The following is a 19,650-nucleotide window of genomic DNA, read 5'->3' on the forward strand; positions in this document are numbered from 1 at the left end:
GGGAAGGATTTGCTGTTGCCGGGCGGCACGGCCCGAAGGATCAGCGCGGGGCGAAGTCGTAGTCGTAGAAGGAACGGGAATGGCCATGGCCGTACTTGCGCGCCTTGCGCAGATCGACCTGATTGAGCACCACGCCGAATACCGGTGCCTGACTCTGCTGCAACACGGCGATGCTTTTGCGCACCTGGCCGACCGGCGTGCTCTGCGCCTTGACCACGTAGATCACCGCATCGGAATGCTGGGCCAGCAACAGTGCGTCGCTGACGATTTCTGCCGGCGGCGAATCGATGATGATGTGCCGGTAGCGCGACTTGAGAATCTGCAACAGCCGACCGAGGCGTGGAGAGCTGAGCAAATCCTGAGCGGGCGCCACGGCGTTGCTTGAACTGCTCGAGGCTTTCAAACGCGGTGCCTCGAACGGGTCCAGCGCCGATGGCGACAGGCAGCCGGCCGGGAGCATGTCGAGATTGCCGACGCTGCGGATGCAGTCCTCCAGCCGCGCGCTGCCGGCCATGAGGTTGGCGAGGCCGGGGCTCTGCGGCGGGAAATCGAAGTTCAGCGACAGCGTCGGCTGCCGCATGTCGGCATCGATCAGCAGCACCCGTTCCAGTGGCGCCAGCGACGAAGCGAGATTGTTGGCGATGGTGCTCTTGCCTTCGCCGGACACCGAAGACGTGACCAGCACCACCTGCGCCGGGCGTTCGTTGTTTTGCAGCATCAGCCAGGTGCGCAGGTTGCGGATGGTTTCGCAGAAACGCGGGTGGTCGTTGTCCTCGAACAGCCGCGCCAACTGCCGCCGGCTCTTTTTCATCACCAGCGGCACTACGCTGAGCAGCGGCACATTGAGCAGACTCTCGACGGTGTCGTCGGTCTTGAACGTGTTGCTCAGGGTATCGAAGAGGAAGGCGAGGGCGATGCCGACGATCGCTGCGACCAGCGCGACAATTGCGAGAATCAGGTTCTTGCGCGGTTTGCTCGCTTCCAGCGGTGCGATCGCCGGGTCGACGATGCGCGCCTTGGCCGAATCCATGTCCGAGGTGGCGGCGGTTTCCTTGAGGCGGGTGACGAAGGTTTCGTAGAGGGCTCGGGTGCTGTCGACTTCACGCTGGAATTCGCGCAGCTGGAATTCCTTGCGCGAAATGTCCTGAATCTGCGCCTTGTTGCTGTTGAAGGATTTGCGCAAGGCGTCTTCGCTGGCCACTGCCAGTTGATACTGGCGCTCGATACCGGCAACCACTTGCTGCACTTGCAGGCGCAGGCTGTTGGCCGCCGTACGTTGTTCGGATCGCGCGGAGATCAGCGCCGGGTGCTTCGGCCCGTAGCGGCCCGACAACTCTTCGACTTTGGCCTGGGCCTTGGCCAGATCGGCCTGGAACTGCTGAATCAGCGGATTGCTCAGCACTGCCGGCACGCTGGACAAACGACTGATGTCGCCGTTGCTCAAGGCTTGCGCCTGACGGAACTGGCTCTCCGCTTCGGCACGATCGCGGCGCGCATCGATCATGCGGTTGCCGGTCATCTGCAGCTCGTTGGCACTGATGGTGGCGACGCCGTCGACATCGACCAGACCCTGTTCTTCGCGATAGGCCTGCAACTTGTTTTCGGCGACGCGCAGGTTGTCGCGCAACTCGACCAGGCGGGTGTTCATCCAACTGGTGTTGTTTTGCGAAGACTTCAGGCTGGTGTCCTGCTGGCTGTCGATAAAGCCTTGGGCGAGGGCGTTGGCCACCGCCGCAGCGAGCGCGGGGTCAGGCAGTTCGACTTCGATTTCCAGCAACTGACTTTTGCCGACAAACTTGACGCTGGTATGCAGCATCAGGTTTTGCGTGACGTCGTTGAACACTTGTTCTTCGGTCGCTGGCGGCTTCGGCGGCGGCAGCAGATCCAGCCATGGCAGCCACTGGTCACGATTGAGGTCCGCCAGCCATTGGCGCGGGGTGAACCAACTCTGCGCCTGCTGGCGTGGATCGGTGATCGGGTTGGTAGTCAGGCCAAGTTTGCGCACGGCGCGCTCGGCCAGCTCCCGCGATTGCAGCAGGGCTTGCTGAGTCTGCAAGTAATCAGTGGTGGTGGCGCCGCCGGATTCGGCGGCTTGCTGAAAACTCAACACCGGCGGCGTCTTGTCCTTGATCAGCAATGTCGCACTGCCGACGTACTGCGGCGTGATGAACGACAGCGCCGCCACGGCCAGCGCGCAACTGAGCAGCACCAGCCAGGCGATGTTCCACTCCGCCGACCAGATCACCCGCCACAGGTGCAGCAGATCAAGGGTATCCGACTCATCGGCGGCTTGCGTTGGCAAGTGGCCCTGGAGCGGACGTTCGAGGTAGGTGCTTGGGCTGTTGTTCATGATCAGAAAAAGCCTTGTGCAATGGAAATGGTGTCGCCGGGGGCGATGACGGTGGTGCGCGAGATGTTCTCGGTGACCGGCGGGCCGCCACTGCCGCGCAAAATCGTCACGCGTTTCATTGAGGCGCGCTCGGTCAGGCCGCCACCCAGGGCGATGGCTTTTTCCAGGGTCAGCCCGGGCTGAAAGGGATAACTGCCGGGCTTCTGCACCTCGCCGTTGATGTAGAACGGGCGGTATTCGATCTGGCTGAGGCTGACTTTCGGCTCGACCAGATAGCCTTGCTTGAGGCCGTCGACGACTTTTTGTTCGACCTGATTGGGCGTCAGGCCCTTGGCGACGATTTCGCCGAGAAACGGGTAGGAGAAGGTCCCGGCATCGTTGAGGCGGATCTTCTTGAAGCTCAGTTCCGGCTCGCCGAACACGATGATGCGCAAGACATCGCCAGCGGCCAGGCGGTAATTGGTGTCGGTGTCCGCCGCCTCCACCGTGGGCACTGTCCAGAGCAGCAACAACAATAAAATCAGGCGCGTATGCATGGCCCAACCCTCCTACAGACTGACGTCGAACGTGATCTGGAAAACATTGCGGGTGAAGCTCTCGTTGTCGGCATCGGAGTCGTTATCGCGGTGGCGGTAGGCGACTTCGACGTCCAGCCAGCGGCGCATTTCGTAATTCACGCCGAGTTTGTAGTCCTGCAGATCGTCGCTACGGTCCTGGCCTTCGTAGACGTAATGGCCCATGCCGACTTCGGCAACGCTGGTGATGCGTTCGGTCCAGCCGTGACGCCAACCGATCTGGGTGAAGGTGGCTTTCACCGCGTCGGACCCGTCGTCGCCTTCGGCCATGGCCTGGCGGGCGAGAAAGGTGAAGGTCGAGTAGGTGCGCGGTTTCCACGCCAGATCCACTTGCCAGGTCGGGTTGCTCAGGTCGTCGGAACCGCTCTGGTCGAAATTCTTGCGCTCGTAACCGACGCGCAATTTGCCGGTGGTTTTCGCCGTCATGTCCCACTCGGCCCCAGCCAGCACTGCGTCGGAGCGGCTGCTGCGCGGGCTGTTCGATTGCAGGTAGTCGAAGCGGGTGTGGTCGTATTCGAGCAAGCCACGGGTCTTGCTGCCGAGGCGGTGATACCAGGTGCTGGTCAGATTGCTGGTGTTGCGCTCCTTGTCATCGTTGATGCCATCGGAGTTGTCGTAGCGCAGCTGTGCGTAGCTGGCGCCGAGGTCGATCTGGTTCAGCGCACTGCGCGCGCCAAAGGTGTAGACGCCGCCGACGCGCTGGCTCTCGATCTTGTCGTTGATGCCGTCGACGGCGGTCGAGGTGGTGCGCTCGTATTTACGCGCCTCGGCTTCCAGTTTCAATCGATGCCGATCGGTGAATTCCATGATGCTGTCGGCGCGCAGCCGCTGGGCGGTGTTCGAAGCGTCCGAAGCGCTGTGATAGATGTAGCGGGTCGGCTCCCAGATCACCCGCGTGGCGCTGTTGCGATCCTCGGCCTTGAGCTCGAAGGCCGGCGCCAAACGGGTGACCATGGTCGATTCGACATCGTGTTCGACTTCGCGAAAGTTGTCGTCGTAGCTTTCCGACAAGGCAAAGGTCGGGGTGAAATCGAAGCCGTAGACATTGATCGCTTGCGGCTCAACGCACCAGGCAGCTTCGGGGGCACAGCAGGCGACGACTAAAACCAGGGAACAGCGAGGCTTCAGAGCCATGGATCACGCTCCTGATTAAGGGGGTCGGGGTCAGGGCGAAGCGGATCCGGACTATTGTCGCTGGCGTTCGAGGTAACTCAGCGGGACGCTGACGTGCTGTTGGCGGTTGAGAAAATTGAGCAGCATCATCACCCGCTCATCGCCGTGCATGGACAGGAACACGCCTTCGAGCGGGGACAGTGGGCCCTGGACGATTTGCAGAGGTTCGCCGGGCTTGAGTGTCGGTTCTGCAGGAAAACCGAGCGACTCCTGGCTGCGTTCGCGCAGTTGCGCAATCACGTCTTCGTCGACCCGGGCGGGCACATGGTTGAATTCGACGATGCGGCTGACACCGCGGGTCGAGCGAATCGGTGCCCAGTTATCGTCGCGGCTCAGTTCAATGAACACGTAGCCGGGGAACAGCGATTCCAGTGTTCGTTGGCGTTTGCCACGAATACTTCGCTCGCTCATCAGCTGCGGCCGAAAGGTCGAATAGTTCTGTTGCTGCAGATTGAGTTGTGCCCGTTCATCCTGGCGGGGCTTGCACTGCAATAAATACCAGTTAGAGCCGTTGCGGCAAACCGTTAGCATGCTGGAGTACTCCATACATAGCGATCGTGTAAGCAGGGCGGCCGATAACGTGGGACTAGCCGCCAAGCTTGCTAGTAGGTAGTAGGCTGATCAAGGCAAAGTGCCGAGCCAGATGCATCAATGTTTATTGGCAGAAGAAGTGTTTCAAAAATGAATCAACTTGATTGGGTTGTTGTTATATCCATGGCCGTCTTAGCTATAACGAGTCCGCGCTTTTGTTTGAGCAAAGCTACCGCACGGTTCGCAGTTGCGACCTTCAGGATCCAATTACATAAATAGCCGGAGAGCAGAAAAGTGCGCGTCGGCGCGAGCTCATCGGGCAGTGCTAAGTTATCGACCAGTCTTTGCAAGCTGTCAATTGCTAACAGTCAAAAACATTACCTTTCATCCGCTGATGATGGCCATCTAACGTAAATCATTGATTGGTAACGGCGAATTTTATTCGTCGGGCTTATTAAACTTTTCGAAGTTGTTGAAGTCTCGCAGGTTAAATAGCGCGCGTGATAGCAAATTAGTTCCAATCTTACATGTTTCGGTTCGTAAGAAGTTTTGATTTTAGATGCCTCGCGTCGGATGCTGCTGGTCCGGGTAACTAAGGTCGTCTATGAATAGTTACGGCCGTTCGCAGGTCAATGTTCGTGCTGCATATTCCCTTGAAGTCAAACCGGTGAGCCGAGGCAATCATGAATGTTCTGGTAACGGGTGCCGCAGGTTTTATCGGTTATCACACGGTCATGCGTTTATGTCGCGAAGGGCTAGAGGTTGTGGGGATCGACAATCTCAATCCTTATTACGACGTCAAACTCAAACAGGCGCGTTTGCAGAGATTGCAGACGCTGGCCAATTTCACGTTCCAGCGGCTGGACATTGTCGATCAGAGCGCTTTGACCGCGTTGTTCGAACACGGCCACTACAAACAGGTCATTCACCTCGCTGCGCAGGCCGGAGTGCGCTACTCGCTGGACAATCCTGATGCCTATGCGCAGTCGAATCTGGTCGGGTTTCTCAACGTACTGGAAGCGTGCCGTCGTCACCCTCCAGAGCACTTGATCTATGCATCGAGCAGTTCGGTGTATGGCGCCAATACCAAGATGCCGTTTGCAGAAGACGATCCGGTCGATCAACCGGTTTCGTTGTACGCCGCGAGCAAACGCGCCAACGAACTGATCGCGCACAGTTACTGCCATCTCTACGGCTTGCAAGCCACCGGCCTGCGCTTCTTTACCGTGTACGGCCCGTGGGGTCGACCGGATATGGCGCTGTTCAAATTCACCGAAGCGATGCTCAACGGGCGCGCCATCGACCTCTACAACCAAGGCGAAATGGCGCGCGACTTCACCTTTATCGATGACATCGTCGAAGCGGTTTTCCGACTGCTCGACAAACCGCCCGCAATCAGCGCCGAGCGCGGCATCAACCGGTTATTCAATATTGGCCGGGGCAGTCCGGTAGCGCTATTGAGCTTCGTCGAATGTCTGGAGCAGGCACTGGGCATCAAAGCCCAGCGCCATTATCTGCCGATGCAGGAGGGCGACGTGCTGAAGACCTGGGCCGACGTATCGGCGCTGGCACGCTGCATCGACTTCAGCCCGCAGGTGCCGATCGAGCAGGGCGTGCAAGCGTTCGTGCAGTGGTATCGCGAGTTTTATCAGGTCTGATTCAGTGCAGGGTGACGGCCCTGCGACTTTCCCCGATGCGGATCCGGTCGAGGGCGCGGTTCAACGCATCCAGTGCATCGAGCAGCGCCTTGGCCTCGGCTTCACGCCCGACGCCCCACAGGCGTTCGGCCATTTTGTTCAAGGCCAGAATGGCGCGTTCGATGTCGGCTGCACTGGCGGTGTTCTCAGGGGGTGGTGGTTTTTTCGGCATTCACGGTTCCTCGGCGGTCGGCAAAGCACCATACCGCCAAGGCGCCGAGCTATACAGCCAGAAGTGTCGCCGATCAGCAGCGAATGCTGTCTGATCAGCGAGCCGCCCCAATCAACCCCGCCTCGATAAACCGCACCGAACTCTCCAGCGCCTGCTGCCCCTCGGCCAGCATGCCCGCGTAGAAATGCCAAGCGTGAAACATGCCGGGCCACACTTCAAGATTGACCCGGACGCGGTTGTCCGCCAGGTGATTGGCCAGACGCATGGCGTCACTGAGCATCAGTTCGTTTTCGCCGATCTGCACCAGAATCGGTGGCAGTCCGGTGACGTCGGCGAACACCGGCGACGCCAGCGGATGGTTGGCCAAGGTGTCGCCGAGAAAGGCTCGCGCGAGGATATCCAGCACGGGCTTGGAGTTCAGCGGATCAAGGCCTTCACGATTGCTCATGGAGACGCCGGTGTGTTCGAGGTTGGCCCATGGCGAGATGGACGAACCCACTGCGGGCAAGGGCAAGCCTTTGGATTTTGCCGCGACCATCACGCTGACCACCATCGCGCCACCCGCCGACTCGCCTGCGAAGGCAATCTTGCTGGCGGCGATGTTCTGCTCAAGCAACCACTCATAGGCGCGCAAAGTGTCATCGATGGGGGCGGGGAACTGATGCTCGGGTGCGAGGCGGTAATCCGGCATGTACACCCGCGCGCCGAGCATTTTTGCGTAGTTGCCGCCGATGCCGTGGTAGCCGGCAGGTCGACCGACGATGTAGGCGCCGCCGTGGATGTACATCAGCACTGCGTCGGTCTTGAGTTCATCCGGAGTCACCAGCGTAGCGGGCACGCCGCCCATGTCGACTGCTTCAAACCTCACGCCAGCCGGTGGTTGATTCTGCCCGAGCATTTTTGCGTAGGCATCGCGGATGTCGCTCATCTTAGTGGTGGTATCGATACCCTTCAGCACGGGCACCAGATCGCTGAGGCTGTTGGCCCAGGTTTGTATAGCTGCTTTTACTTCAATGTTCATATGACCTCGATCAGACGTTAGTGATGGCTTAACTAATCGAGATGGTATGCTCATGATTGGGGAATAGGGTTCCCCATAACCGGTGCCAAGCCGCTTGAATGCCAAACCCGGAGGCCTCATGGAACTGCATAACCTGAACGACATCGCCGCCTTCGTCGCCTCGGTGGATACCGGAAGTTTTACGGCGGCGGCCAGGCAACTCGGGCTGACCCGCTCGGCCGTCGGTAAATCGATCGTGCGGCTCGAATCGCGTCTGCAGGTCCGCCTGCTCAACCGCACCACCCGCAGCCTGAGCCTGACCGACGATGGTCGGGTGCTGTATGAGCGATGTGTGGGCATCTTGCAGGATCTGGACGAGGTCGAAGAGGCTTTGGCGTTCCGCCGTTCGACGCCCAGCGGCCGCTTGCGCATGAGCCTGCCGGTCGCACTGGGCCGGCTGCACGTTGTGCAGCACATCGAGCGCTGCCTGAGAGACTGGCCGTCGCTCGCCATCGACGCGACGTTTTCCGATCGGCTGGTCGACCTGATCGACGAGGGTTTCGATCTGGCGATTCGCATCGGTCCGCCCAAGGAAGACTCCGGACTACTCACGCGCACGGTGGCTTACCAGCAAATGATCACCTGTGCCGCGCCCGATTATCTGAAAGAACATCCGGCACCGCAGACACCCGAAGATCTGGCCGGGCATGCGTGCCTGCACTTCGTCAGCGGCGGCCGATTGCTGGCGTGGAATTTTCGCGTCAATGGTCAGCCTGTGCCGGTCATTCATGCTGGACGGCTGCAGATGGACAGCGCTGAAGCCTTGCATCAGGCGACTGCCGCAGGCCTCGGTATCGCGACGTTGCCATCCTATGTGGTCAACGATGACTTGCGCAGTGGCAAGCTCGTGCAGTTGCTCGCAGAGCACGCCGAGGCTGCCGAGCCGATCCGGGTGATTTACCCGAGCAAGCGACACCTGTCGCCGAAGATTCGCCTGTTCATCGACAGGCTGGTGGAAGCGTGGTCACCGGCGCCTTGGGACTGATCAGCCCCCATAGGAGCTGTGCCGCAAATTCACAGCAGGTGTGCTTTTTCAGCTATATCCAGCCAATCTTGGCGAGCCGTACTCTTGCAAACAGTGGCGCAGAAACTTGCGTGTCATCGCCACTGTAATCCGACGATGTCTGTGCTCGGCACGGATCATTTGAAGGAACAATAAAAACAATATCTGCGGGAGATGAATCCAATGAGACTCGCTCAAGAGGAAGCCGTGGCCGTGGCGGCTACCGCGAAAAGCTGGCTGAAAGCTGCCGGCATCCTGCTTTGCCTGTCCACCCCGGTCGCCGCGCTCGCGGACATCAGGATCGGTGCGCTTTATCCCCTGAGTGGATCCCTGGCGTTACTGGGCGACGAGAGCTTCCGTGGCCTCGAACTGGCCGTCGCCGAACGAAATGCCTCGGGCGGTTTGAAGGGCGAGCCGATCAAGTTGCTCAAGGCCGACGCAGTCGATGCGGGACAAGCGGTCGGTGCCGCGCGCCGGCTCACCTCTGTTGAGAACGTCACTGCTGTATTTGGCAGCTATTCCTCGGCGCTGTCATTTGCGGCCACGCAGGTGACGGAGATGGCGGGGGTGCCGTTTTTCGAATTGGGTGCGGTGTCCGACCACATCACTGAGCGTGATCTGAGCTACGTGATGCGCAGCAACCCGACCGCCAGGAATTTCGCCGAAGGCACCATCACCGCCATCACGGACATTGTCAGCCCGTCGCTCAAGGTCGATCCGAAACAATTGAAGGTCGCGATCATCCACGAGGATGCGCTGTACGGTACAACCATCGCCGGGTTTCAGAAAAAAATCGCTCAGGAGCAAGGTCTGAATGTGGTCGAGGTACTACCGTATTCGGCCAAAGCGGTCGATCTCTCATCGCTGATCCTGCGTTTGAAAGGCGCCCAGGCGGATGTGGTATTGCAGACCAGTTATCAGAACGACACGACGCTGTTTTTCCGCCAGATCCGCGAAGCCGGTTTCAGGCCCAAAGCCGTTATCGGCGCCGGCGGCGGCTATTCCATGCAGGACACGGTCAAGGTCGTCGGCGCAGCCAATATGGAAGGCGTGCTTGATGTCGATTTCCCACAGTTCCAGACCAATGAAAACGGCGCTCCCGGTATCGGGGCGTTCGCCAAGGCATACAAGGATCGCTACGGCAGCGAACCGCGCTCGGGCCACAGCCTGATCAACTATGTCGGGGCGAAGATATTCCTCGATGCCATGGAAAACAGTACTTCGCTCGACGCCGATGCGATCCGTGCCTCGGTGGCAACCATCGATATTCCTCTCGGCGGTACGGCTGCCGGCATCGGTGCCAGGTTTGGCAAGAACGGCCAGAACCAGCGCGCCAATACGGCAATCATGCAGTGGCAGAACGGACTGCTGAAAACCGTTTACCCCCAGGCAGCCGCCGTTGCCCAAGCGCGTTTTTCCGACCAACCCTGATACCTGAACCCCGCAATCTGCTGAAGCTTGATCATTGAGCTTCACGGGTTCGTTCGCTCGCAAAGAGGGCGCCAACCGTGGAAATTTTCATCCAGCTCCTGTTGAACGGCTTATTGCTCGGTGGCACGTTGGCCATCATCAGCATCGGCCTGACTCTGATTTTCGGCATCGTGCGAGTGGTCAACTTCGCCCATGGCGAGTTTCTGATGATCGGCCTGTATGCCGTGTACTTGCTGAATTCGCACTTCGGCATCCACCCGTATATGGCGATCATTCCTGCGACGATCCTGTTGTTTGCCGCTGGTGCGGCAATGCAGCGTTTCATCATTCAGCCGTTGCTTGGCGCTGAGGGACATATCCAGATTTTCGCCACCGTGGGCGTCTCGATTGCCCTGATGAACGGCGCGTTGCTGATCTTCGGTGCCGACGTCATGACGGTGAAGAACATCAACGTCGGTACCACAACCGTCAGCTTTGGCGCCTTTCGCGTCAGCAGCGGTCAGTTGATCACTTTTGTCGCGTCGCTCGCACTGGTCGCGGGGCTGCACTGGTTTTTGCAGAACACCTTTCTCGGCCGGGCCGTCCGCGCTACTGCACAGCATCGCAACGCGGCGCAACTGATGGGTGTCAACGTCAAGAACATCTATGTGTTTGCCTTCGGCCTGGGTTGCGCCTGCCTGGGCGTCGCCTCGGGACTGATCGCTCCGCAATATCCGGTCTTTCCAACCGTTGGCACTTTCTTCGTGCTGACGGCGTTTGTGATTGTGGTGCTGGGCGGTCTGGGCAGCCTGTCCGGCGCACTGATCGGTTCAATGCTGATCGGCATCGTCGACAGTCTCGCCGGTTACTACATCGCGCCGGACCTCAAGGAGGTCGTCTATTTCACGATTTTCCTGGGCATCCTGGTGTTTCGTCCGACAGGTCTTTTCGGCGCCGGTCGCGGGTCTGAGTGAGGAAAATGGTCATGAATATTTTGCACCCGCGTGTCTATGTCAGTGCACTGGCCCTGGCGCTGTTACTGATCATTCCATTGAGCGTTGGCTCGCCGTTCGTTTATCACCTGTTCATCCTCATATGCAGTTATGCGGCACTGGCCAGTGCCTGGAACATCGTCGGCGGGTTTGCCGGCCAGCTGTCGTTGGGTCATGCCGTGTTCTATGGAGTGGGCGCTTACACGACGACGCTGTTGATGATGAAACTGGGCATCAGTCCATGGATCGGCATGTTCGCTGGCGCAATCCTGTCGTCAATTGTCGCGGTGCTGATCAGTTGGCCGTGCTTCAGGTTGCGCGGGCCGTTTTTTGCCTTGGCGACCATTGCGGTGCTGGAGGTCGTGCGTCTGGTGGCGATCAATCAGCATGACGTGACCGGTGGTGCGGCAGGGCTGGGCGTACCGCTGAAGCTCGGTTTCGAGTGGATGTTGTTCCGCCCGCGCTGGCCATACCTGCTGATTGCCTTCGCGTTTCTGCTCATCACATTGGCGGTGTCGTGGAAGATCAAGAATTCCCGACTGGGTTATTACCTGATCGCCGTGCGTGAGCGTGAAGACGCCGCCCATGCGGTGGGCGTGAACTCGGTCAAGGTCAAGCTGATCGCCGTGGTGTTGTCCGCATTTATCACCAGCCTGGTCGGCAGCTTTCACGCGATGTACCTGACCTTCATCGAACCCGGCTCGATGTTTTCTCTGGAGATGTCGATTCAGATCGCCATGTTCGCGTTGATTGGTGGACTGGGCACGGTATCGGGACCGCTGATCGGCACTTTGCTGGTGCTGCCGCTGGCTGAACTGGCACGCGGCTGGCTGGGCGATCTGGGCAGCGGTGTGCACGGTCTGGTCTATGGCATCGTGCTGGTCGCGGTGGTGCTGACTATTCCGCAAGGCGTGGTGGGGCGTTTTGGGGCCCGGATATTTGCCTGGATCGACTCATTGCCCGGCGGCCGTCGTTCGATGGCAAATACAGAAGCACCGATCGGGCCGACCTTGGCGCAAGCCCACTCGGCCACGCACGGTGAGCCGGTTCTGGTCGCAGAAAACCTGCACAAGTTCTTTGGCGGACTGCACGCCACCAACGATGTTTCGCTGAGCTTGGTCGAAGGCGAAATCGTGGGTGTGATCGGCCCGAACGGCGCCGGCAAAACTACGGTGTTCAACCAGCTCTCCGGATTTCTCCTGCCGTCCAAAGGCCAAGTGAAAGTGCGCCTGCTCAATGGCGACTGGGTCACCCCGAGCAGCCCGGCCGAGTTCGCCAGGGCAGGCATTGGCCGGACCTTTCAGATCGTCCAGCCATTCGCTGATTTGAGTGTCTGCGAAAACATCATGCTCGGTGCATTCATGCACACCGCCGACGCGAAGGAGGCGAGGGCGATCGCCGAGCAAGTCGCCGAGCTGACCGAACTCACCGCGCTGCTCGACACCCGGGCGCGCAACTTGACGGTCGGCGGCATGAAGCGCCTGGAAATGGCCCGCGCCCTGGCGACGCGCCCGCGCATCCTGCTGCTCGACGAGGTCATGGCCGGCCTCAACCCGACGGATGTTGCCAAGGCCATCGCAGTCATTCGCCGGGTGCGTGATTCGGGTGTCAGCGTGTTGATGATCGAGCACTTGATGCAAGCCACCATGAGCCTTTCTGACCGCATCGTCGTGATCAGTTCCGGCACGCTGCTGATGCAGGGCGCGCCTCATGATGTGATCAACGATCCTCAGGTGATCGAAGCCTACCTCGGCAAGGAGTACAGCCATGCTTAAACTCGACAACGTCCACAGCGGCTATGGCGGTACGGAGATCCTTCGTGGCGTGTCGTTCGAGGTCAATGCCGGTGAGGTGGTGACCATCGTCGGCGCCAACGGCGCCGGCAAAACCACGACCCTGCGCAGCTTGTGCGGCATCGTCACACCGTCCCAAGGCACGATCGAATTCGAAGGCCAGCGCATCGATGGCAATCGCCCCGATCAGATTGTCGACGCGGGCCTGACACTGATACCGGAGGGGCGCCAGTTGTTTCCCTTCATCAGCGTGCGCGACAACCTCTTGATGGGCGCTTACAAACGCAGTGCACGAGCGGGCTACAGGCAGCGTCTGGACAATATTCTCGATCTGTTTCCGAGGGTGCGCGAACGCCTTGATCAGAACGCCGGGACACTGTCGGGCGGCGAACAACAAATGGTTGCCATCGCCCGGGGCCTGATGGCCGAGCCGAAATTGTTGATGTTTGATGAGCCGTCGCTGGGCCTGTCACCGCTGCTGGTGTCGCAGGTCTTCGAGATCATCGACAGGATTCTCCAGTTGGGCACCACCGTGTTGATCGTCGAGCAGAACATCGTTCATACGCTGCGCATTGCTCATCGCGGTTACGTGCTGGAGAACGGCGAAGTGGTGCTCAGCGGCACCGGCCAGGAACTGCTGGAGAACCCGCACGTCAAGCGTGCTTATCTGGGGCTCTGACCCAGTCCATTCATCTGCAAGCGAGAGAAGGTCATGACTCATTCCAGACACGCCGGGCGCACCGTATTGGTCACCGGCGCCGGGGGCGGCATCGGTGCGGCGATCGCGCGGTTGTATTGCGAAGAAGGTGCAGCCGTGGCGCTGCTCGATGCTGATGCCGACAAGGTGCAACAGCAGGGCGTGGCGTTGCGTGATGCCGGTTTTGCGGTCGCGTGGGCGCAGGCTGATGTCGCGAGTTTTCAAGACTGCGCTGCTGCCTGCGAGCGCGTGCAAGGTGAGCTTGGCCCCATCGATACCCTGATCAACAACGCCGGCATTTCGCCCAAACACCACGGCGCACCCGCGCCGATCTGGACCATGGCGCCGGATGAGTGGCTGCGGGTGGTCGATATCAACCTCAATGGCTCCTTCAACCTGGTGCGAGTGCTCGCGCCCGGCATGGTCGAGCGCCGGTTCGGGCGCATCGTCAATATGTCTTCGATGGCGGGCAGCGCGTTCTTGCCGATTGTCGCAGCGCACTACAGTGCGACCAAAGCCGCAATCATCGGCTTTACCCGCCACCTGGCCGGCGAACTCGGGCCGTTCGGTATCACCGCCAATGCGCTGGCACCGGGACGAATCGAAACGCCATTGCTCAAGACCGTATCAGCCCAGGCCAATCAAGCCGTGGTCGACGAGACACCGCTGCGCAGGCTGGGCACACCGCTTGAGGTGGCAAGGGCGGCGTGTTTTCTCACGTCGAGTGAAAGCGATTTCATTACCGGCCAGGTTGTTGATGTCGCGGGCGGCTGGTTGATGCGCTGATGACTTCTTGCGAGGACGTTTGTCATGGTTAAAACAATGGGATTTCCCGGACGCTACGAGCAGGGTCCGAATGCATTGCACCAATTGGGCAGAGTGCTGAACGACATGGGCCGATCGCGGCCGCTGGTGCTTTGCGATGAGTTTGTCGCCCGGCATCTATGGCCGCAGGTTGGCGCCGCGTTGCAGGACCAGGGATGGGAGCCATTGCACATCGAGTTTCCCGGCGAGTGCACGCGCGCTGCGATTGCGCAGTTATCCGAGCAGGCATTGCTGCACGCCCCCGACACGATCATTGCGCTGGGCGGTGGCAAGACCATCGATACGGCGAAGGGGCTGGCGGCCAATCTCGACGTACCGATCATTGTCTGCCCCACGATCGCTTCAAGTGACGCGCCAACGAGTCGGCTGATCGTGCTTTATGACGAAGAGCACAAAGTGGTGGGCGTGGAGTTCCTGAAGATGAATCCCGCTGCGGTGATTGTCGATACAGAGGTCATCGTTCAGGCGCCGGCACGGTTCTTCGCGGCCGGGATCGGCGATGCCATCAGCAAGAAATTCGAAGCCCGACAGTGCTACGCCGCCGGCGGCCACAACTCTTTCGGCACACCGCCTCTGCACACGGCGTTGATGCTCACCAACCTGGTTTTCGACACGCTGATGCAGTGCGGCGTCCCGGCTTATCAGGCGGTGTGTCGTCATGAACTCACCGATGATGTCGAGCGGGTCATCGAAGGCACCGTGCTGATTAGCGGTGTCGGTTTCGAGAGCGGTGGTTTGTCACTGTCCCATGCCCTGGTTCGGGGGCTGACCGCGATACCGGCGATGGCGTCGATGCTGCACGGCGAACTGGTAGCGTTCGGCACGCTGGTGCAGATGGCGGTGGAGGCGCGACCGGTCGAAGAGATTGAACAGGTCGCGCGTCTGCTGCACGCGGTGAAGCTGCCTGTGACGTTCGCTGAGCTGGGTCAGCGCACGCCATTGACGACGGCGCAGATCACTATCCTCGTGGACGCGACCTTATCGGCGGCATACGCCAGAAACATGCAACCGCCCTTGACCTACCAGCGCCTGGTGGAAGGATTGGCGGCGGCTGACAGCCTGGGTGCGCGGTTGATCAGAGGCTGCGCGAAGCCGCCCGCGATGCTGTGATCCTGCGTCACAACAGGTATGACCAAGTAGCTGTTTTCTCCCGTACAGCGACGCCATAACCTTTCCCTCAAGCGAAATCCTGGCGCAATCAAGTGCTGTGAGTTCGTCAAGAAAACCTAGAGGCCTGACAATGAATACTCCTGTTAAACCTGATGAGCTCGCCATTGCGTACCAGTTGCCGCAAGTTCCATTCATGACGCCCGACATGGTGCATCCGGGCGTCATGACGCAGTGGCTCGAAGACGATGCGCTGTGGGTGCCTGTAACGAAATCTGTCTCCTTCAAGCCGTTGCTGCTCAACACCAGCGGCGGCTACTACATCAACCTGTTGCGGGTGCGTCAGGCCGGCGTGCTGTCGCGTCACCGCCATACCGGCGGCGTGCATGCGATCGTGCTCAAGGGTCGCTGGTACTACCTGGAGCATGACTGGGTCGCGGAGGAGGGGTCTTTTGCCTATGAGCCGCCCGGTGAAACGCATACCCTGTTCGTCCCCGAGGATGTGAGTGAAATGATCACCTGGTTCCACGTGCAGGGTGGCTACACTTACGTCGATCCGCAGGGCGTTGCCGTGGGTTACGAAGATGTGTTTACCAAGCTTGAAGCCGCCCGAGCGCATTACAAGACGCTGGGTTTGCCGGACGACTACATCGAACAGTTCATTCGCTGACCCGGCCCCCATGAAAAAGCGCGCTTCGGCGCGCTTTTTCATGAGCGTTGAGACAACATGCCTTCAAGCTTTTCGCCAGGACCGGCCATGGACAATTATTCGCAGCTACTCGCTTTTATCTGGTCTACCGAATGTGGAAGTTTTTCTGCTGCCGCGCGCGCCCATCACCTGACGCCATCAGCGGTCAGCAAACTGATCACCCGCCTGGAAGATCGCTTGCAGGTCCGGCTGTTCCAGCGCGGCTCGCGCGTGCTGACGCTGACCGAGGAGGGCGCCGCTTACCTGCGCAGCGCCAAAGCCGTCGTCGAAGCCATGAACGAGGCGGACTCGCTGGCCGAGGCGTTGCCCTCCAGGGTCAGTGGCACCCTGCGCATTCACACCATGACCTCTTTCGCCAAACACCAGATCGTGCCGTGGCTGCCCGAATTTCTGGATTTGTATCCCTCACTGGACGTTGAGATTCAACTCGGTGCGCAATTCGTCGATCACTTCGAGCAAGGGCTGGATATCGCCATCCACAGCGGCGTATTGCCCAGCTCATCACGCATTGCCAGACGCATCGGCGAATGTGAATGGCTGATCTGTGCCTCGCCGCAGTACCTGGCTGAACACGGCACACCAACCACACCCGCAGATTTGCTGAATCATCGTTGCTTCAATTTCAGCTTCGTCAGCCCGTGGAACAAATGGTCATTTTTGCAGGATGGAGACGGCGTCTCGGTACCGGTGACCGCCAGCGCGTCTTTTACTCAAGGCGATCTGTTGCGCGACATGGCGCTGTCAGGCGCTGGCGTGGTGAAGCTTGCGGACTTTCATATCGGGCTTGATGTAAAAGCGGGAACGCTGGTGCCGTTGCTTGAGGATTTCAAAACGGGTGTGGTCGAGCCGATCTACCTGCTTTATTCGGATCGCAAGCATTTGAGTCCACGGATACGAGTGTTCATCGAGTTTTTTCAGAACAAGTGGCGTGAGCATCCGTGGAAGGTTTCTTGACGTTCAGCTCTGGGGCCAGCGTATTGATCAACGCGATGCTCAAACTGCGCGTTAAAAAGCCCTGAATCATCAGGGCTGAGTTTTGGTTGAGGGGGCGTAGGGTGACAAACTCGCGGTCGGTCTACTTCGCGCTCGAAGAGCAAGCCAACCGATATTGCTCGTAGTTCAAACCCTCGACCTTTTCCGGCAGCTTGTATGGCACGGGGCAGCTTTTGCCCTGCCACTTGATGGTGATGACACCGTGATCTTTGGTCACCAGCGCCAGGGCCTTGCCCGTCGGATCTGACAATGCCAGTTGTTTGCCGTCGCTATCCAACAGCACCGCGCCGAATGGAATCGGCTGGCCGTTGGCATCGTACAGTTCAAACTGGACGCGTCTGCCTTTGCTGCCTTCGAAGCGTGCAAGAACCACCGAACCTCGTCTTGGCACCAGTTGTTGGGTGGCATTGTCCAGCTCGATCTCACCGCCCAGGTTACGCGTGTCCAGCGTTACCCAGTTCACGCGGTACGGTTGCGCGTTAGGCAGAACCGCATAGCCGTTCAGGCCGGTTTTCACACCCGAATAGCTGCTGACTTCGACGCCCGACATGCCGGGGACTTCCACCAGGGCGAACGTTTCACCGACGGTCTGGCCCATATTGATGCCGCCGGCATGAGCCACGATCGATCCGGCCGCACTCAGGTTCTGCGACTCATAGCCGCTGCCTCGATTGTAGCCAAAGCCCAGATCGCCCATCGACGTACGGGTACTCAGACTGAGCGAGCCAGAGCGCTCGCCCTGGACGCTGCGCCCGGTCTGCACGGAATAGTAGGTGTCGCTGTCCTCGGTCAGATAACCATTGATCCCGGCTTGCGTGCTGGTACCGGCGTTCTGATGGTTACTGGAAACGTAGGCACGCGGTGCGCGTGGTGTCGATCCGAGCGGGAACGAAATTGAAACGCTTAATTGCGTGTCGTTGCTGGTGTCACCGCGTGCGCCGAATTCCTGGGTTTTGCTCAGGCTGATGTTGTAGTTCAGGTCGCGCCAATTGTTGTTGTAGCCGGCGGAAAAGCTGCGCGAGCCACCGCGATCCCAATAGCGCTGGTCACTGGCATTCAAATACAGCGAGCCGAACTGGCGCGCTTCGCCAAGGGTCTGGTTGACCGTGAGGTCGGTACGGGTTTTGGCATTGCCCGCGCGCCGCGTAGCGCCGGCGCTGGTGTCCTGCACATGGTCGGTCAGCGTGCGGTAACCCTCGGTCGAATAACGATAGGCGGCGAGGGTGAAGCTGGTATCGGTACCGGTGAAGGTCTTTGCATAAAGCGCGCGGACACTGCTGCCCTGGGTGGTTTTGCCGAATGCCTTGCTGGACGATTGCGTAACGTCCAGGGACATCGCGCCAATCGAGGTGTTCTTCGCCGCACCGATGGACAGCGCCTTGAAGCCGTTGCTCGCCTGAATGCCGGCAATGCCCGTCAGATTGCTGGTCAAGCCGTAGGCGAAAGTGCCGCCGAGAAAGGCTGGTTTGTCATAACCCTCGCTGTTGTTGTTGAATTTACCGCTCGACAGGCTGTACTTCAGTTGCCCCTCACGCACCATCGTCGGCAGGGCGGAGAACGCCTGCCGGGTTACCTTGCGCCGACCATCCGCTTCGACAATGGTGATCTCCAGGTCACCGTTGGAGCCCGATGGGTAGATATCACTGATCTCGAACGGACCCGGCGGTACATTGGTGGTGTAGAGAATGTAGTTGTCCTGGCGGACTTCGATCTTCGCATTGGTTTCCGCCACGCCACGAATGATCGGCGCGTAGCCGCGCTCACTGTCTGCACGCATGCCTTCATCAGAGGCGACCTTGACGCCTTGGTAGCGCACGCTGTCGAACAGATCCGAGTCGGAAAAGATTTCACCCGCGCTCAGTTGCCCCTTGATCGCCGTGAGGTCGCGCTGGATGAATGTGCGGTTGCTGACAAAACGATTGGGTCGGCCGGTGGAGCTGCTCAGATTGGACTCGTTGCGCAGACGCCAGGCGCCAAAGTTGATGCCGTTGCGCAGCCCCAGGTTATTGGAGATTTGCGTGGTGTAATCGGTTTTGCTGCGGGTGCTGCTCAGCTGGTAGTTGATGAAACCGGCGGCCACACCTTGGTCCCAAAGCTCTGGATCTACATAGCCGCGCATGCCACGCGCCATGGCGACCTGCGGCACACTGATATTGAGGCGCAGGCGGTTGGCATCGAAATTGAGACTCGCTTGCTCGATCATTGCAGGCAGGTCGTAGTGATCGGCAGCGTGTTGCTCGTCAACCAGACCCTGCTCACGCAGTTTGCGCATGTCCACACCCAGCTGCTGCAACAGTTCCAGGGTGATGCGTGGCTCGACTTTGCCGTTGACCGGGTTGGCCGCGAAATCGATATCGCGACGACCGACCAGCGTGCCGTTGCTGAACACGTCGACGCGGTATTGGCCTGGCAAGACGCTGTTGGCATTCAGCAACGGTTGCAGATCGACCGCCGATGAGCCTTCAAGGAACAGCGTGTTGAAAGATTCACTCGCCACTGCGGCCGGGGCTTCGGCGCCCACGGCGAATCCACAAATGGCCATGTTGACGGCAAAGCACAATGG

The 19,650-nt window shown here is 59.6% G+C and carries 17 protein-coding genes; 10 read left to right on the plus strand and 7 right to left on the minus strand.

Features of this window, described 5'->3' with window-relative positions:
* Positions 1–40: 40 nt before the first annotated feature.
* From ACYSTU_RS17560 to rfaH, 4 genes are read right to left on the minus strand one after another with little or no spacing between them, the layout of a single operon-like run.
* Positions 41–2,350: a GumC family protein gene (locus tag ACYSTU_RS17560; protein WP_499000440.1), complete on the minus strand. Its 2,310-nt coding sequence runs from the start codon at positions 2,348–2,350 to the stop codon at positions 41–43.
* A gap of 2 nt (positions 2,351–2,352) precedes the next feature.
* Positions 2,353–2,886, minus strand: a complete 534-nt coding sequence (locus ACYSTU_RS17565; RefSeq protein WP_499000442.1) for a polysaccharide biosynthesis/export family protein — start codon at positions 2,884–2,886, stop codon at positions 2,353–2,355.
* Positions 2,887–2,898: 12 nt separating this feature from the next.
* On the minus strand, positions 2,899–4,059 hold the full coding sequence (locus tag ACYSTU_RS17570) for an outer membrane beta-barrel protein (RefSeq protein WP_499000445.1): 1,161 nt from the start codon (positions 4,057–4,059) through the stop codon (positions 2,899–2,901).
* 51 nt (positions 4,060–4,110) lie between these two features.
* Entirely contained in the window at positions 4,111–4,629 is a 519-nt protein-coding gene (rfaH, locus tag ACYSTU_RS17575) for a transcription/translation regulatory transformer protein RfaH (protein ID WP_024012821.1), read from the minus strand.
* 683 nt (positions 4,630–5,312) lie between these two features.
* Here rfaH and ACYSTU_RS17580 point away from each other — a divergent pair.
* Positions 5,313–6,287, plus strand: coding sequence for an NAD-dependent epimerase (locus ACYSTU_RS17580; protein ID WP_499000447.1), 975 nt, complete (start codon positions 5,313–5,315; stop codon positions 6,285–6,287).
* Between the two features lies 1 nt (position 6,288).
* Here ACYSTU_RS17580 and ACYSTU_RS17585 read toward each other — a convergent pair whose 3' ends face one another.
* Together ACYSTU_RS17585 and ACYSTU_RS17590 are read right to left on the minus strand one after the other, a co-directional pair.
* Positions 6,289–6,498, minus strand: coding sequence for a hypothetical protein (locus tag ACYSTU_RS17585; RefSeq protein ID WP_016770585.1), 210 nt, complete (start codon positions 6,496–6,498; stop codon positions 6,289–6,291).
* Between the two features lie 94 nt (positions 6,499–6,592).
* The gene (locus ACYSTU_RS17590; protein WP_499000451.1) at positions 6,593–7,519 is read right to left on the minus strand and encodes an alpha/beta hydrolase; all 927 of its coding nucleotides are present in this window, start codon (positions 7,517–7,519) and stop codon (positions 6,593–6,595) included.
* A gap of 118 nt (positions 7,520–7,637) precedes the next feature.
* Here ACYSTU_RS17590 and ACYSTU_RS17595 point away from each other — a divergent pair, with 118 nt between their 5' ends.
* From ACYSTU_RS17595 to ACYSTU_RS17635, 9 genes are all read left to right on the plus strand, one after another.
* Positions 7,638–8,543 carry a LysR family transcriptional regulator gene (locus ACYSTU_RS17595; protein ID WP_136493437.1) on the plus strand — a complete coding sequence of 302 codons (906 nt, stop codon included), beginning with the start codon at positions 7,638–7,640 and terminating at the stop codon, positions 8,541–8,543.
* A 201-nt stretch (positions 8,544–8,744) separates the two neighbouring features.
* Positions 8,745–9,992, plus strand: a complete 1,248-nt coding sequence (locus tag ACYSTU_RS17600) for an ABC transporter substrate-binding protein (RefSeq protein ID WP_016774568.1) — start codon at positions 8,745–8,747, stop codon at positions 9,990–9,992.
* A 77-nt stretch (positions 9,993–10,069) separates the two neighbouring features.
* Positions 10,070–10,945 (plus strand): branched-chain amino acid ABC transporter permease, encoded by an 876-nt coding sequence (locus ACYSTU_RS17605; protein ID WP_016774569.1) that lies wholly within the window; start codon positions 10,070–10,072, stop codon positions 10,943–10,945.
* A gap of 11 nt (positions 10,946–10,956) precedes the next feature.
* Complete coding sequence (locus ACYSTU_RS17610) at positions 10,957–12,738, plus strand: branched-chain amino acid ABC transporter ATP-binding protein/permease (RefSeq protein WP_218938920.1); 1,782 nt, start codon at positions 10,957–10,959, stop codon at positions 12,736–12,738.
* Positions 12,731–13,435 carry an ABC transporter ATP-binding protein gene (locus tag ACYSTU_RS17615; RefSeq protein WP_016774571.1) on the plus strand — a complete coding sequence of 235 codons (705 nt, stop codon included), beginning with the start codon at positions 12,731–12,733 and terminating at the stop codon, positions 13,433–13,435. The genes ACYSTU_RS17610 and ACYSTU_RS17615 overlap by 8 nt, the downstream gene beginning before the upstream one ends.
* Positions 13,436–13,468: 33 nt before the next feature.
* A complete protein-coding gene (locus ACYSTU_RS17620) occupies positions 13,469–14,239 on the plus strand; it encodes an SDR family oxidoreductase (RefSeq protein ID WP_499000458.1) in 771 nt (256 codons plus the stop codon).
* A 24-nt stretch (positions 14,240–14,263) separates the two neighbouring features.
* Positions 14,264–15,388, plus strand: a complete 1,125-nt coding sequence (locus ACYSTU_RS17625; protein ID WP_130902497.1) for a glycerol dehydrogenase — start codon at positions 14,264–14,266, stop codon at positions 15,386–15,388.
* A 130-nt stretch (positions 15,389–15,518) separates the two neighbouring features.
* Complete coding sequence (locus ACYSTU_RS17630; protein ID WP_024012829.1) at positions 15,519–16,055, plus strand: 2,4'-dihydroxyacetophenone dioxygenase family protein; 537 nt, start codon at positions 15,519–15,521, stop codon at positions 16,053–16,055.
* A gap of 87 nt (positions 16,056–16,142) precedes the next feature.
* The gene (locus tag ACYSTU_RS17635; RefSeq protein WP_016774575.1) at positions 16,143–17,048 is read left to right on the plus strand and encodes a LysR family transcriptional regulator; all 906 of its coding nucleotides are present in this window, start codon (positions 16,143–16,145) and stop codon (positions 17,046–17,048) included.
* A 121-nt stretch (positions 17,049–17,169) separates the two neighbouring features.
* Here the strand turns inward: ACYSTU_RS17635 and ACYSTU_RS17640 are convergent, their stop codons facing one another.
* Positions 17,170–19,629 (minus strand): fimbria/pilus outer membrane usher protein, encoded by a 2,460-nt coding sequence (locus ACYSTU_RS17640; RefSeq protein ID WP_499000906.1) that lies wholly within the window; start codon positions 19,627–19,629, stop codon positions 17,170–17,172.
* Positions 19,630–19,650: the final 21 nt, after the last annotated feature.

It is taken from the genome of Pseudomonas glycinis (genome assembly GCF_054871425.1).